The organism is Streptomyces sp. NPDC057694 (genome assembly GCF_042799415.1).
Lineage (GTDB): Bacteria > Actinomycetota > Actinomycetes > Streptomycetales > Streptomycetaceae > Streptomyces.
The window spans coordinates 102815-116875 of the sequence record NZ_JBHVIX010000022.1; the positions used below are offsets into that span (position 1 = coordinate 102815).

The following is a 14061-nucleotide window of genomic DNA, read 5'->3' on the forward strand; positions in this document are numbered from 1 at the left end:
CTCACGGTGGGGCATGGATGGGGTCGCCGCACATGATGCAGACTCGTGAGGCAGCGCTTAACTGGTCGGTAACGCAGACTTACCGGGGGAAAGTTGTGACGCGTGACAAGACCGGGGCCATGGGCCCACTGATCGTCGCGGGCGTCCCGGCCGCCGCGCGGCTGCGGGCCCGCGTCCCCGCCCTGACCCGGCGGGTGGTGACCCGGCTGCGCAGCGAACTCCCCGTCTACGCCGAGCTGCCCGGCGAGGAGATCGCCGGGGACATCGCCGACATCGTGCAGTACACGCTGCGGCTGCTCGCCGACGTGATCGAGCACCGCAGACCCGCCACCGACGCCGAACTCGCCCAGCAGCGCGACTCCGCGGCCCAGCGCGCCGAGGAGGGCGTCCCGCTCGACGCGATCCTCACCGCGTACCAGATCGGTACGGCGATGTGCTGGGCCGAGCTGTCGCAGGACGCGCGCCCCGCCGAACTGTCCGACCTCAAGGAGGCCGTCGACCGGATCATGGTGCTCCAGCAGCAGGTGACCTCCGCCGTCAGCCGCGCCTACCTCCAGGCCCGCGCCATCCTCGACAGCCAGGAACACGGCGGCCGGCACGCCCTGCTGGCCGCGCTGCTCGCGGGCGAGACCGGTGATGTCGAGCGGCGGCCCGGCGTCCAGCGGCCCGCCGCGCTCTACGCCGCGCTGACCCTGCGGCTCGGCACCCACCCCGACGAGACGCTGCCGGGCCCCGGCGCGGGCGTCGCCGCCCGGCGCAAGATCCGCCGGGTCCGCGCGGCCCTCGACGCGTTCGGCGCGGGCACCGGAGAACCCGCCCTGACCTCGCTCGACAGCTCCGGCGGCACCGCACTGCTGCCGCTCGCCGACGTGCCGCCCTGGCCCGAGCTGTGCGCCCTGACCGAGGCGGCGGCGGGTGCGGCCGGCGTCCCGGTGACCGCCGCCGCGGCCGTCGTCGAGCCCGCCGGGGTGGCCGCCGCCGTCGCCGAGAACGGCGAGATCGTCGACCTGGTGGAACGCACCGGACGCGGCCCGGGACTGTACCGGCTCGCCGACGTCCTCCTCGACTACCAGCTGAGCCGCCCCAGCGTCGCCCTCGAAGGCCTCGCGCTGCTCCTGCAACCCCTCGACAGCAAGCCGGAGCTGCTGCACACCCTGGAGACGTATCTGCGGCACGGCCTGGACCGGCGCGGCTGCGCCGCCGCCCTGCACATCCACCCCAACACGGTGGACTACCGCATCCGCCGCATCGCCCGCCTCACGGGCCTGTCGCCCGGCCGGCCCGCCGATCTCCAGCATCTGACGGCGGCGCTGGTGGCGCGGCGCGCGCGTACGTTGGATCGACGACCGGGCTGACCGGACAGAACCGACCGGGCTGCCCGGGCTGCACGGACTGACCGGGCCGACTTGGCGTGACGAAGGAGACCGTGTGCCGGACCTGTTGGAGACACTTGAGGGCGACAAGACCTGTGCCGCCTGGCTCGCCGCGCTGGACGACCCGGCGATACCCCGGCTCGCGGCGGCCCTGCCGTCCGACCTCGACCTGCCCGGCGTGCTGCTCGACCTGGCCGTCCCGCACGAGGACATCGCCCAACTCCTCCTACTGCACCGGGAGGTGACCGCCTCCGCCGAGTTGACGGAGCTGGTGACCCGGGCCGTCAGCGGGCTGCTGTGGCGGCTCGAAACACCGGGGGAGGGGACGGGCCTGCCGGAGTTCCCGGCCGCGGCGGGGGCGCTGGGCCGCTGCTTCGCCGTGTTCGTGTTCGTGGCCGCGCTGCCGCACGTGCGCGCCCTGCACCGCGAGCACGGCATCCCCGACGACGTCTCCCGGCACACCCTCGCCGACCTCGGCCGCAATCTCGCCGTGCACCGCCGGCGGTTCGGCACGACCGGGCTGCTCGTGCCGTGGTGGCCGACCCGGCACTTCCGCGGCGAGCTCTACCAGTTGGGGCGCCTTCAGTTCGAGCGGCGGCGGCTGGGGAAGCGGACGGGGACGGCGCTCGCGGCGGCCGGTGTCGGCGCGGGACCCGGCGATCCGTGCCTGAGCCTGCACATCCCCGACTACCTCGGCCCGCTCACCCCGCGCGCCTGCGACGACTCCCTCGCCCGCGCCACGGCCTTCTTCGCGCGGCACTTCCCGCAGGAGCCGGTGCGGGTGGCCGTCTGCCATTCCTGGCTCCTGGACGAGCAGTTGAGGCGGTACCTGCCGGCCGACTCCAACATCATCCGGTTCCAGGACCGGTTCGAGCTTCTCCACACGCGGCCGGACCCCGAGCCCGAGGACGACACGCCGGTCGCCTTCGTCTTCGGCGGCACCGGGACCCCGCGCGCGGACCTGCCCCGCCGTACGAGCGTGCAGCGCGCCGTGCTCGGCCACCTCGACGCGGGCGGGCACTGGTACCCGGGGCACGGCTGGTTCCCGATGTGAGGAACCCGCCGGTGGGGCCCGGGCGTTCCCTGTGCATGAGCCTTGAGATGCGTACGGGGTACGAAGGGACGGGGCCGGGTGCCATCACGCCCGACGGCTGCGCGGTGGAGCTCTACTCGAGACTGCCCGTCGAGGGCGAGCCGGACATCGTCGCGGGCGCCGTGCCCGCAGGGTCGCGCGTGCTCGAACTGGGCTGTGGGGTCGGCAGGGTGACGCACGGCCTGCTGGAGCGGGGCTTCGAGGTCACGGCGGTCGACGAGTCGCCCGAGATGCTGGAGCGGGTCCGCGGCGCGCGCACGGTCCGCTCCACCATCGAGGGCCTGGACCTCGGCGGCGAGAAGTTCGACGTCGTGATGCTCGCCTCGCTCCTGGTCAACACCGGGGAGGAGGCGGTGCGGCGCGGCATGCTCGCCACGGTCCGGCGGCACGTCGCCGACGACGGCTGCGCGCTGATCCAGCGGGTGCGCGACGGCGCGTACGAGAACCTGCCGAAGGAGCGCCGCTTCGAGGACGCGGGGTTCACCATCCGCATGGTGTCCTCGGAGCCGGTCGGCGGCGGGGTGCGCTCGGCGAAGGTGGAGTACCTGTTCCCGGACGCCGTGTGGACCCAGACGTACCGGGTCCTGCCGATGACCCCCGAGGAGTTCGAACAGGCGCTGGCGGAGGCCGACTTGAAGGTGGACCGCTATCTCACCGACGACCGGGTGTGGGTCCGGGTGGTGCCCGTCTGACAGGTCCGGGTGCTGCCCGTCCGACGCGGGGCGCCGCGGTGCGATGAGTTCCGGGGGCGGCCCCGGTCTCAACCGGTGACAGTGACCGAACCGCTCGCTCGCACCGCTCAGGAGACCGCCATGACGAACCTCGCCGCCGCGCCGACCGCCGCCCCCGTCCGTTCCCGTCGCGCCCGGATCGCGCTCACCACGACCACGATCGTGCTCGCCGCGTTCTTCGCCGTCGCCAGCGCCCTGCCCAAGCTCTTCGCGGTCTCCGCGGCGGTCGACTCCTTCGACACGATCGGCTGGGGCGCCACGGGCATGTACATCATCGGCGCGCTCGAACTCGCAGGTGCCGTCGCCCTGTTGGTGCCCGTCCTGTCGGGCGTGGCGCCGATCGCGCTGAGCGCCCTGATGGTCGGCGCGTGCGTCATCCAGATCGTCGTCTTCGACGGGGAGAACGCGGCGACACCGCTGATCCTGATGATCCCCCTCGCCGTCCTCGCGTGGGCGCGGCGCGCGAGGAACCGGGAGCTGGTGGCGCTGGTGCGCCGTGCCGCCTGAGACGTCGGCGCCGGACCGGGGTCCACCACGTGTGGGCCCCGGTTCAGTGCTGCCCCGGACCGTGTCAGTGCTGCTCCGGACGGTTCAGTGCTGCTCCGGGCCGGATTCCCCGTCCGGGCCCTGCCCGAAGACGCCGCGCAGCCGCTCCAGTTCCCGCCGGTCCCGCTTGGTGGGCCGGCCCGTGCCCCGGTCGCGGATCCCGACCGGCGCCACGACCTCGCGCGGCGGAGGCGGCGGGCTGTTGTCGACGTACGCCTCGACGGCGACCGGCGCCCCGACGCGCTTGCGGAGCAGCCGCTTCACCACGACCACGCGCTCGTGGTGCCCGGGCTGGCGCAGCCGCACCTCGTCACCGACGCGCAGCGCGTGCGCGGGCTTCGCACTCGTCCCGTTGACCTTCACATGCCCGCCCTTGCAGGCCGCGGCGCCCGCCGAGCGCGTCTTGACCAGCCGCACGGACCAGATCCAGCTGTCGACGCGCACACTCTCGCCACCGGCCGGGGCCGCCGCCCGGGCGGCCTGCGCCGGGTCCTTCGGCGGGCCCTTCTGCGCTCCCGGCGCCTCTGCCTCCCGCGGTGTCTTCGCTGTCATGCCACGACCTTAATCCGGTTGCCGCCCCCGTCGGCGAGCCACGGACGAACCGCCCCGCCCCGACCCGGATAATCCGGGCGAACCGTGCATACACCACAGTGAGGGGCGCGTACGTCATGGCAGATCCGCAGGACCCACAGGACCCGCAGGCAGCGGCAGACCGGCTGATGGACGGGCTGCGGGCCGACCTGGAACGGCTCGCCGCCATCCCGTCGATCGCGTTCCCCGGCTTCCCGCCCGAACCGGTCCGCGAGGCCCACGACCTCCTCGTCGGCCTGCTGCGCGACGCCGGTGTCGCACACATCGAGACCATCGAGCTGCCCGACACCGCCCCGGTGATCTTCGGCGAGATCCCGCCGCCGACCCCGGACGCGCCGACCGTCCTGCTCTACTCGCACTACGACGTCCAGCCGCCCGGCGACGAGAGCCTGTGGCACTCCCCGCCGTTCGAGCCCACCCCGATCGAGGGGGGCCTGCGCGCTCGCGGCATCGCCGACGACAAGTCGAACGTCATCGCGCACCTGGGCATGCTCCGGGCCTTCGGCGGCCGTCCGCCGGTCGGCGTCAAGATCGTCTTCGAGGGGCAGGAGGAGTACGGCAGCCCCTTCGACACGTATCCGCCCACCGACCCGGAGCGGTTCGCCTGCGACGCCATGGTCATCGCCGACCTCGGCAACGTCCGCCCCGGCACCCCCACCCTCACCACCGGCCTGCGCGGCGCCGCCGAGGTGATCGTCGAGGTCCGCACGCTGAAGGAACCGCGCCACAGCGGCGAGTTCGGCGGCGCCGCCCCCGACGCGCTGCTCGTCCTGCTCAAGGCCCTCGCCACCCTGCACGACGTGCACGGGGACGTCGCCGTCGAGGGCCTGCGCCGCGACGAGTGGACCGGCGCCGGGTTCACCGAGGACGAGTTCCGCGACCTCGCGGGCGTCGAGGCGGGCCTCCCGCTGCTCGGCAGCGGCACCCTCGGCGAGCGCCTGTGGAGCGGCCCCGCGATCACCGTCATCGGCATCGACGCCCCGAGCGTGGACCACGCCGCGTCCGCCGTGGTCCCGTACGCCCGCGCCAAGCTCAACCTTCGCTTCCACCCGCGCCAGGACCCGCACGAGGCCCGGGCGGCGCTCGTCGACCACCTGAGCGCGCTCAAGCCGTTCGGCGTCCCGCTCACCGTCACCCCCGGCGACACCGGGCCCGGCTACGAGGCGGCCACCGACGGCCCGGCCTACCGCGCCGCCCGCGCCGCGCTCGCGACGGCGTGGGGCACCGAGGCCTCGTACATCGCGACCGGAGGCTCCATCCCGCTGGTCAACGGGCTCGCGCAGGCCGCCCCGCACGCCGAGGTGCTGCTCTTCGGCGCCCAGGACAACCAGTGCAACCTGCACGCCCCGAACGAGCGCGTCCTGCTCTCCGAGCTGCGCGCCACGGTCGTCGCGATGTGCGCGTTCGTCACCGGGTACGCGGCGGACTTCACCCGCGAGGGCCGGTCATGAGCACCGAGACGGCCCGACAGCCCGACAAGAAAAAGAAGTTCACCTTCCCCAGCGCCCTCACCGTGCTCGCCGTCGTCACGATCGCGGTCTGGCTGCTGGCCTTCCTGGTCCCCTCCGGTCAGTACGACCGCAACGACGCGGGCGCCCCGGTCGAGGGCACGTACCACCGCGTCCCCTCCGGCCAGTCCTTCGTCGACCGCCTCAACGACCTCTTCCTCTCCCCGGTCAACGGCCTCTACGGCATCCAGGACACCAAGACCTCCCTCGTCGGGCCCGACAACTCCGGCGATCTGTACGGCAGCGCCGGTGTCTTCCTGTTCGTGCTCGCCATCGGCGCGTTCATCACCGTCGTCTTCGCGACCGGCGCCCTCGACCGCGGCATCGGCCTGCTCGCCCACCGGCTGCGCTCGCGCGGGGCGCTGCTCATCGCCGGTGTGATGGTGGTCTTCTCGGTGCTCGGCACGGTCGAGGGCTTCGCCGAGGAGACCCTCGGGTTCTACGGCCTGATCGTGCCGCTGATGCTCGCGCTCGGCTACGACCGGATGACGGCGGTCGGTGCGATCATCCTCGGCGCCGGGGTCGGCGTGCTGTGCTCGACGGTCAACCCGTTCGCGACCGGCGTCGCCTCCTCGGCCGCCGACATCTCCCTCGGCGACGGCATCGTGCTCCGCTTCGTGATGTGGGTGGTGCTCACCGCGGTGACGGTCGCCTACGTCATCCGGTACGCGCGGCGCGTACAGAAGAACCCCGACCGCTCGCTCTCCGGGTTCCTCCCCGGGGACCGCGAGACGTCGGACGCCGCCGAGGCGGAGGTGCCCGAGCTGACCCGGCTGCACCAGGCCGTCCTCGTCGTCACGGCGCTCGTCTTCGCCTTCATGATCTTCTCGGTGGTGCCGTGGGCGAGCGCCCTGACCGGGGACGCCGACGCCACCCCGTACGGCTTCGAACTCGGCTGGTCCTTCCCGCAGCTCGCGGCGCTGTTCCTGGTCGCGGCCGTGCTCGTCGGACTGGTCGCGCGGATGGGGGAGCAGAAGATCAGCTCCACGATCATCCAGGGCGCCGCCGACTTCGTCTCGCCCGCGCTGGTCATCCTGCTGGCCCGCGGCGTCACCGTGATCATGAACAACTCGAAGATCACCGACACCGTGCTGCACGCCATCGAGGGCGTCGTGAAGGGCACCTCGTCCGGCATCTTCGCGATCATCGTCTTCGTCGTGAACCTGCCGCTCGCCTTCCTCATCCCCTCCACGTCCGGGCACGCCACCCTCGCCATGCCGATCCTCGCCCCGCTCGCCGACTTCGCCGGTGTCTCGCGGGCGGTCGTCGTCACCGCCTGGGAGGCGGCCAGCGGCTGGATGAACCTGTGGGTGCCGACCACCGCCGTCACCATCGGCGGCGTGGCCCTCGCCAAGGTCGGCTACGACCGGTACCTGCGGTTCGTGTGGCCGCTGCTCGCCCTGCTGTTCGTGCTGATCTGCGGGTTCGTGGCGCTGGGAGCCGCGTTCACGTAACGCCTGGGCAGTTCTTCGTCCGCGGGCCGGTGGGGCTTCTCGCGCAGTTCCCCGCGCCCCTGAGGCATGCGCTTCGCGCAGCCTCCCCTGGGCGAGCGGAGCTCGCTTCAGGGGCGCGGGGAACTGCGCGACCAGCCACGACGAGAGTCGCGCGTGCGAACTGGTTCTGGGGGCGCGGGGAACTGCGCGAGAAGCCCCGGGCTACCGAGACCCTAGGCTCGACGGCATGGACGAGCACGGTCTCGGCGAACTGGACGAGCGGATCACCGGCTGCCGGGCCTGCCCGCGGCTCGTCGCCTGGCGGGAGGAGGTCGCGCGCACCAAGCGGGCGGCCTTCGCCGACGAGACGTACTGGGGCAGGCCCGTCCCCGGCTTCGGCCCGCCCGACGCGTCGCTGCTCGTGGTGGGCCTGGCCCCGGCCGCGCACGGCGCCAACCGCACCGGCCGGATGTTCACCGGCGACCGCTCGGGCGACGTGCTGTACCGCGCCCTGTACGACCTCGGGCTCGCCTCCCGCCCGGACGCGGTCACCGCCGACGACGGCCTGACCCTGCACGGCGTCCGCATCACCTCGCCCGTGCACTGCGCGCCGCCCGCCAACAAGCCCACCCCCGCCGAGCGCGACACCTGCCGCCCCTGGCTGGTGCGCGAGCTGGACCTGCTGCGGCCCACATTGCGCGCCGTCGTCGTGCTCGGCGCGTTCGGCTGGCAGGCGGCGCTGCCCGCGTTCGCCGAGGCCGGGTGGACGGTGCCGCGCCCCCGGCCGGCCTTCGCCCACGGCGCCCGAGTCGACCTCGACGGGCTCGACGGACTGGCCCTTTTCGGCTGTTTTCACGTCAGCCAGCGGAACACCTTCACGGGACGGCTCACGCCGGAGATGCTGCGTACGGTGCTGGGCGCGGCGGCCAGGTCGGCCGGCCTCCCGGTTCCTTAGGGCGCGCGTCAGACCGCCCGTCAGACCGCCCGTCACCGAACGGAGCAACAGATCAGGTGCGGACAGGTGACCCTTCCTAGCGTGAAAGGGTGACGACGCAGACGGAGACTCCGCAGCACCTCAAGCCACCGGCCGCTGCCTATCGCAACCTCGCCGTGGCCACGGTCGGCTTCGCGCTCACCTTCTGGGCCTGGAACCTGATCGCGCCGCTCGCCGGCGTCTTCGGCTCGGACCTGGGCCTCAGCTCGTTCGCCCAGTCCTTCCTCGTCGCCGTGCCCGTGCTCGTGGGCTCGCTGGGCCGCATCCCGGTCGGCGCGCTCACCGACCGCTACGGCGCCAAGCTGCTGTTCCCGCTGATCTCGGCGCTCACCATCATTCCCGTGCTGCTGGTGATCCCGGCGCGGCACAACTTCCTCGCGATGATCCTCGTGGGCTTCCTGCTGGGCCTCGGCGGCACCACCTTCGCCATCGGCATCCCGCTGGTGAACTCCTGGTTCCCGCCCGCCCACCGCGGTCTCGCGCTCGGCATCTTCGGCATGGGCATGGGCGGCGTCGCCCTGTCCGGCTACTTCACCCCGCGCATGGCCAAGCACGGCGAGAACCTGCCGTTCATCGTCGTCGCCATCGCGCTGGCCGCGTACGCGGTCCTGGCGGCCGCCCTGATCACCGACCACCCGGACCGCAAGATCCCCACGACGTCCTTGGGCAAGCGGCTCGGCTCCGCCGGCAAGCTGCGCGTCACCTGGGAACTCTCCGCCCTCTACGCGATCGGCTTCGGCGGCATCGTCGCCTTCGGCGTGTACCTGCCCACGTACCTGAAGACCTGGTACGAACTCAGCCCCACGGAAGCGGGCACCAAGGCCGCCGGCTTCGCCCTGGTCACCGTCATCTTCCGGCCGATCGGCGGCTGGCTCTCCGACCGCATCCACCCGGCGGTCGTCACCTCGTGCGCCCTCGCCGTCGTCGCCGTGTTCGCGATCCTCCAGGCGTTCGACCCGCAGCTGAGCCCGATGGGCACGATCTGCTTCCTGCTGATGGCCGCGGGCCTCGGCACCGCGAGCGGCTCGGTCTTCGCCCTCGTCTCCCAGGTCACCCCACAGCCCCAGGTCGGCTCGGTCACCGGCATCGTCGGCGCGATGGGCGGCCTCGGCGGCTTCGTCCCACCGCTCGTCATGGGCGCCATCTACAGCGCCAAGGGTTCGTACTCCATCGGCTTCATGCTCCTGTCCGACCTGGCGCTCGCCGGATGCGTGTACGCGTACGGGCGGATGCGGACCATCAAGGCGGACTGAGCGCACGGCGTCGTAGGCTCGCCGGATGGCTGAGCGCTCTCTGTACCCGGACACCGAACCGTACGACCACGGCCATCTCGACGTCGGCGACGGCAACCGCGTGTACTGGGAGACCTGCGGCAACCCGCACGGCAGGCCCGCGCTCGTGCTGCACGGCGGACCGGGTTCGGGAGCGGGCCCGTTCTACCGGCGCTGGTTCGACCCCGAGCGCTATCGCGTCGTCCTGCTCGATCAGCGCGGCGCCGGCCGCTCCACGCCGCCGGCGTCCGCGTACACGACGGACATGAGCGTCAACACGATCCCTCACCTCATCGCCGACCTGGAACTGCTGCGCGCGCACCTCGGCATCGAACGGTGGCTGGTCGCGGGCCTCTCCTTCGGCTCGGTCCTCGGACTGCGGTACGCGCAGACGCACCCCGGCGCCGTGACCGGACTGGTCCTCACGGGCCTGGCCACGGGCAGCCGCGAGGAGGTCCGCACGATGATGCGCGGACTCGGGAGGGTCTTTCCCGAGGCGCACGCGGCGTTCGTGGCGGGCGTCCCCGAGGCGGACCGGGACGGTGATCTCGCCGCCGCGTACAACCGGCTCCTGGAGTCGCCCGATGCCGGGGTGCGGGAGCGGGCCGCGCTCGCCTGGACCGACTGGGAGACGGCGATGGCCTCGCTGCCGCCGCGGTCCGTGCCCCGCTACCAGGACCCCGTCTTCCGCTACGGCTTCGCACGCACCGTCACCCACTACTGGTCGCGGGACCACTTCCTGGACGGTCCCTCGACGGTGCTCCGCGATCTGCCGCGGCTCAAGGGAATTCCCGGTGTGCTGGTGCAGGGCACCCTCGACCTGAACAACCTCATCGGCATCCCGTGGCGGATCGCGCGGGACTGGCCGGACGCGGAGCTGGTGATGGTGGACGCGGCGGGCCACGACGCGGGGGCGGAGGGAATCGCGCAGCAACTGGTCGCGGCCACCGACAGGTTCGGCAGACCCTAGGGCCTGTCCGCCGGCGGCTCCGCGTCGCCCGCGTCGCCCGCGTCGCCGAACAGATGGCGCACGGTGGAGCGGTAGTTGGTTCGTACGTGGGCCAGGGCCACCGCCCGCGCCCGCTCCGCGTCCCCCGCGGCCACGGCCGCGTACAGCTCGCGGTGTTCGGTGAGCTGCTGGGGCCATTCCTCGTTGCGTCGGGTCAGCCAGCGCAGGCGTCCGGCGACCGGGTGCATGACGGTGACGAGGAGGCCGTTGCCGGCCAGGGCCAGCAGGTCGTCGTGGAAGCGGGAGTTGACGTCCGTCAGGGTCTCGGCGTCGTCCGCGCGCGTCGCGTCGGCGGCGCGGTCGAGCAGCCGCGCGAGCGGCTTCAGGGTGGCCGCGGTCGCCCGCTCGGCGGCGAGCCCGGCCGCGTAGACCTCCAACGCCTCGCGCAGCTCGAAGAGTTCGGTCACGTCGGCGCGGGTGAGCGTGCGCACGACCGCGCGCCGGGGCGTGTCGAAGGTGACGAAGCCCTCGGCGACCAGCGCCCGCACCGCCTCGCGCACCGGCACCCGCGACACCCCGAACCGCTCGGCGAGGTCCCGCTCGACCAGCCGGTCGCCGGGCCGCAGCCGCCCGGCGACGATGTCCGCGCGCAACGCGCCCAGCACGCGCTCGCGCACCGCGCCCAGCGGTTCGGCCGTCGTCATGCCCTCATGCCCTCGTCCTCATGCCCCCATCCTTGCCGATCCGGGCCCGAGTGGTTTACCGAGACGTAACTGCACGGATATTGCCGGGAGTTGCCAGGAGCGGGACCATGGCGGCGCTTTGGTATACCAAAGTGGTGCCCAGGGATCCAGGAGGCTCTCATGTCCGTGGCCGAACCGGTGAAGACGTCGTCGTGGGGCGGCGGTGACTTCGTCCCCGACCCCCGTCTGGTCAACGAGGACCTGGCGCCCGCGGGCGAGAAGGAACGCACCTGGAAGGTCTACGACCTCTTCGCCCTGTGGATGTCGGACGTCCACAACCTCGGCAACTACACGTTCGCGGCGGGCCTGTTGGTGCTCGGCCTCAACGCCTGGCAGATCTTCACCGCCCTGCTCATCGGCTTCGTCATCATCTACGCCGGCTGCAACGCCATGGGCCGCATCGGCCAGCGCCACGGCGTCCCGTTCCCGGTCGTCAGCCGGATCGGCTTCGGCGTCTGGGGCGCGAACATCCCGGCGCTGGTCCGGGCCGTGATCGCCATCATGTGGTACGGCATCCAGACGTATCTGGCGTCGGTGGCGGTGAACGTGATGGTGCTCGCGGCGTTCCCCGGCACGGAGTCGTGGACGCGCCACTCGTTCCTCGGTCTGCACGCGCTGGGCTGGGCGTCCTTCCTGACGCTGTGGCTGGTGCAGTTCCTGATCATCACGCAGGGCATGGAGTCGGTCCGCAAGTTCCAGGACTTCTGCGGCCCCGCGATCTGGGTCGTGATGCTCGCCCTGGCGGTCTGGATCTGGGCGAAGGCCGGCTGGACGATCTCGCTCACCACCACCCCGCACCCGGTCTCGACGGGCGAGCAGTTCCGGCAGTGGTTCGGCGCGATAGGCCTGATCCTGGCGACGTACGGCACGCTGATGCTCAACTTCTGCGACTTCTCGCGCTTCGCGCCCGACTACAAGACGGTCCGGCGCGGCAACTTCTGGGGCCTGCCCGTCAACTCCACCGCGTTCGTGGTCCTTTCGGTCGTCGTGACGGCGGGCAGCGTCGAGGTCTTCGGCGAGGCGATCACCGACCCGGCTCTGCTGGTGGCGAGGATCGGCAACACCTGGGTGCTGATCTTCGGCGCGCTGACCTTCGCGATCGCCACGATGGGCGTGAACATCGTCGCCAACTTCGTCTCTCCCGCCTACGACTTGGCGAACGTCTGGCCGCAGAAGATCACGTTCAAGATCGGCGGAGCGATCTCGACGGTGGCGGCGCTCGTGGTGACGCCGTGGAACCTGTACTCGAACCCGAACGTCGTGAACTACTTCCTCGGCGGCCTGGGCGCCTTCCTCGGACCGCTGTTCGGCATCATCATGCTCGACTACTTCTGGGTGAAGCGCGGCCGGATCGACACCGCCGCCCTCTTCGACGCGACCCCGGGCTCGCGCTACTACTACCGCCACGGGGTGAACCCGAAGGCCCTCGCGGCCTTCGTCCCGTCGGCGGCGCTCGCCGTCGTCCTGGCCCTGGTGCCGTACTTCGACCAGGTCGCGGCGTACTCCTGGTTCATCGGGACCGCGGTGTCGGCGGGCCTGTACGGGGTGATCTGCCGGGCGGAGCGGGCTGCGGTCACGGCCTGAGCCGGGGCGCGGGGCGCGTCCTGAGCCGGGGTGCGGGGCGCGGCCGAACGAGTGCATTCGGGGGCAACCCGGCCCGTCGCGGGGCCTGTTGGGTCGGGTCCCCGACGATCATCCGGCCATGTTCCTGTCTCCGCGCCCCGTTCTGGGCGCTCTGCTGGCCGCGTTCCTCACCCTGACCCCGGCGACGGCCGCGGCTCCTTCGGCGGGCCCGGACCCCTCGACCGGCCCGGACCCCTCGCCCGGCCCGGACCCCTCGCCCGGCCCGGACCGCTCGGCGGGCGCAGCCCTTTCGGCGGGCCCGGCCGCCACGTTCTGGGTGAACCCCGACACCGCGGCGGCCCGCCAGGCGGCGGCCTACCGCGAACAGCGCCGCCCGGCCGAGGCCCGCCTCATCGACCGCATCGCCACCCGCGCCCAGGCGGCCTGGCTCAACGGCGCGAACCCCGGCCCCGCGGTCCGCGCCGTCACCCTGGCCGCGACCCGCGCCCACCGCACCCCGGTTCTGGTGGCGTACAACATCCCGCACCGCGACTGCGGCCTGCACTCGGCGGGCGGCGCCGGTGGCGCGGCGGCCTACCGCGCGTACATCAACTCCTTTGCTTCCGGCCTCGGTTCACGCGCCGCGTACGTGATCGTGGAGCCGGACGCGGTGGCCTCGACGGTGGCGGGCTGCGCGGGCGCCGACACGAAGGAGCGGTACGGGCTGCTGGCCTACGCGGTGAACCGCCTGTCGGCGCTCCCGCGTACCCGGGTCTACCTGGACGCCGGGAACGCCAGCTGGATCCCGGACGTGTGGCAACTGGCGGCGGCGCTGCGGTCGGCGGGCGTGGGCAAGGCGGACGGGGTAGCCCTGAATGTCTCCAATTACCGTACGAACAAAGAGAGTTCGGCGTACGGGCGACGCCTCGTGACGGCTCTCGGAGGCGGCAAGCATCTCGTCATCGACACCAGCCGGAACGGCAACGGCCCCTACCGGGGCGCGGACGCGTGGTGCAACCCGCCCGGACGCGCCCTGGGCGTCCCGCCGACCACGCGCACTGGGGACCCGCTGGTGGACGCGTACCTCTGGGTGAAGCGGCCGGGGGAGTCGGACGGGACCTGCCGGGGCGGCCCGGTGGCGGGCGCCTGGTGGGCGGCCAAGGGACTCGAACTGGCGCGCAACGCGCGCGGCTGACGGAAACAGCACTGTTTTTGGCGGAATTTTGCGGAATGCCGACTTCCGGGTGTCTAGGTGATCGCGTGGGG

Annotated in this window: 13 protein-coding genes; 11 read left to right on the forward strand and 2 right to left on the reverse strand. The window is 72.6% G+C overall.

Annotation, left to right across the window (positions count from 1 at the left end; genetic code table 11):
* Window positions 1–95 precede the first annotated feature (95 nt).
* The 4 genes from ACFVDP_RS33990 to ACFVDP_RS34005 all read left to right on the forward strand — a co-directional run bounded on the left by ACFVDP_RS33990 (window position 96) and on the right by ACFVDP_RS34005 (window position 3704).
* Window positions 96–1355 carry a PucR family transcriptional regulator gene (locus tag ACFVDP_RS33990; protein ID WP_383498188.1) on the forward strand — a complete coding sequence of 420 codons (1260 nt, stop codon included), beginning with the start codon at window positions 96–98 and terminating at the stop codon, window positions 1353–1355.
* A 133-nt stretch (window positions 1356–1488) separates the two neighbouring features.
* Window positions 1489–2427: an acyltransferase domain-containing protein gene (locus ACFVDP_RS33995; RefSeq protein WP_383498274.1), complete on the forward strand. Its 939-nt coding sequence runs from the start codon at window positions 1489–1491 to the stop codon at window positions 2425–2427.
* 47 nt (window positions 2428–2474) lie between these two features.
* Window positions 2475–3158 carry a class I SAM-dependent methyltransferase gene (locus ACFVDP_RS34000; protein WP_383498190.1) on the forward strand — a complete coding sequence of 228 codons (684 nt, stop codon included), beginning with the start codon at window positions 2475–2477 and terminating at the stop codon, window positions 3156–3158.
* A gap of 120 nt (window positions 3159–3278) precedes the next feature.
* Window positions 3279–3704 carry a DoxX family protein gene (locus ACFVDP_RS34005; protein WP_383498192.1) on the forward strand — a complete coding sequence of 142 codons (426 nt, stop codon included), beginning with the start codon at window positions 3279–3281 and terminating at the stop codon, window positions 3702–3704.
* 84 nt (window positions 3705–3788) lie between these two features.
* On the opposite strand, the gene ACFVDP_RS34010 is transcribed toward ACFVDP_RS34005, so the two are convergent.
* On the reverse strand, window positions 3789–4295 hold the full coding sequence (locus ACFVDP_RS34010; RefSeq protein WP_383498193.1) for an RNA-binding S4 domain-containing protein: 507 nt from the start codon (window positions 4293–4295) through the stop codon (window positions 3789–3791).
* Window positions 4296–4411: 116 nt separating this feature from the next.
* On the opposite strand from ACFVDP_RS34010, the gene ACFVDP_RS34015 reads away from it, so the two are divergent.
* The 5 genes from ACFVDP_RS34015 to pip all read left to right on the forward strand — a co-directional run bounded on the left by ACFVDP_RS34015 (window position 4412) and on the right by pip (window position 10510).
* The gene (locus tag ACFVDP_RS34015) at window positions 4412–5785 is read left to right on the forward strand and encodes a M20/M25/M40 family metallo-hydrolase (RefSeq protein ID WP_383498195.1); all 1374 of its coding nucleotides are present in this window, start codon (window positions 4412–4414) and stop codon (window positions 5783–5785) included.
* Window positions 5782–7296, forward strand: coding sequence for a YfcC family protein (locus ACFVDP_RS34020; RefSeq protein WP_383498197.1), 1515 nt, complete (start codon window positions 5782–5784; stop codon window positions 7294–7296). The genes ACFVDP_RS34015 and ACFVDP_RS34020 overlap by 4 nt, the downstream gene beginning before the upstream one ends.
* 226 nt (window positions 7297–7522) lie before the next feature.
* Window positions 7523–8230: a uracil-DNA glycosylase gene (locus tag ACFVDP_RS34025; RefSeq protein ID WP_383498199.1), complete on the forward strand. Its 708-nt coding sequence runs from the start codon at window positions 7523–7525 to the stop codon at window positions 8228–8230.
* Between the two features lie 89 nt (window positions 8231–8319).
* Window positions 8320–9522 carry an MFS transporter gene (locus ACFVDP_RS34030; protein WP_383498201.1) on the forward strand — a complete coding sequence of 401 codons (1203 nt, stop codon included), beginning with the start codon at window positions 8320–8322 and terminating at the stop codon, window positions 9520–9522.
* A gap of 25 nt (window positions 9523–9547) precedes the next feature.
* Complete coding sequence (pip, locus tag ACFVDP_RS34035) at window positions 9548–10510, forward strand: prolyl aminopeptidase (protein ID WP_383498203.1); 963 nt, start codon at window positions 9548–9550, stop codon at window positions 10508–10510.
* Here the strand turns inward: pip and ACFVDP_RS34040 are convergent.
* Complete coding sequence (locus ACFVDP_RS34040) at window positions 10507–11193, reverse strand: GntR family transcriptional regulator (protein ID WP_383498204.1); 687 nt, start codon at window positions 11191–11193, stop codon at window positions 10507–10509. The two genes, pip and ACFVDP_RS34040, sit on opposite strands and share 4 nt — an antisense overlap.
* A 159-nt stretch (window positions 11194–11352) precedes the next feature.
* Here ACFVDP_RS34040 and ACFVDP_RS34045 point away from each other — a divergent pair, with 159 nt between their 5' ends.
* Together ACFVDP_RS34045 and ACFVDP_RS34050 are read left to right on the forward strand one after the other, a co-directional pair.
* On the forward strand, window positions 11353–12816 hold the full coding sequence (locus tag ACFVDP_RS34045; protein WP_383498206.1) for an NCS1 family nucleobase:cation symporter-1: 1464 nt from the start codon (window positions 11353–11355) through the stop codon (window positions 12814–12816).
* Between the two features lie 118 nt (window positions 12817–12934).
* Window positions 12935–13990, forward strand: coding sequence for a glycoside hydrolase family 6 protein (locus tag ACFVDP_RS34050; protein WP_383498208.1), 1056 nt, complete (start codon window positions 12935–12937; stop codon window positions 13988–13990).
* Window positions 13991–14061 lie beyond the last annotated feature (71 nt).

Bases quoted from the DNA above. Each gene is read 5' to 3' on its own strand.
- ACFVDP_RS34000 (WP_383498190.1), top strand. From the start codon at position 2,475: ATGCGTACGGGGTACGAAGGGACGGGGCCGGGTGCCATCACGCCCGAC.
- ACFVDP_RS34040 (WP_383498204.1), bottom strand. From the start codon at position 11,193: ATGACGACGGCCGAACCGCTGGGCGCGGTGCGCGAGCGCGTGCTGGGC.
- ACFVDP_RS34015 (WP_383498195.1), top strand. From the start codon at position 4,412: ATGGCAGATCCGCAGGACCCACAGGACCCGCAGGCAGCGGCAGACCGG.
- ACFVDP_RS34005 (WP_383498192.1), top strand. From the start codon at position 3,279: ATGACGAACCTCGCCGCCGCGCCGACCGCCGCCCCCGTCCGTTCCCGT.
- ACFVDP_RS34050 (WP_383498208.1), top strand. From the start codon at position 12,935: ATGTTCCTGTCTCCGCGCCCCGTTCTGGGCGCTCTGCTGGCCGCGTTC.
- ACFVDP_RS34010 (WP_383498193.1), bottom strand. From the start codon at position 4,295: ATGACAGCGAAGACACCGCGGGAGGCAGAGGCGCCGGGAGCGCAGAAG.
- pip (WP_383498203.1), top strand. From the start codon at position 9,548: ATGGCTGAGCGCTCTCTGTACCCGGACACCGAACCGTACGACCACGGC.
- ACFVDP_RS34025 (WP_383498199.1), top strand. From the start codon at position 7,523: ATGGACGAGCACGGTCTCGGCGAACTGGACGAGCGGATCACCGGCTGC.
- ACFVDP_RS34045 (WP_383498206.1), top strand. From the start codon at position 11,353: ATGTCCGTGGCCGAACCGGTGAAGACGTCGTCGTGGGGCGGCGGTGAC.
- ACFVDP_RS34020 (WP_383498197.1), top strand. From the start codon at position 5,782: ATGAGCACCGAGACGGCCCGACAGCCCGACAAGAAAAAGAAGTTCACC.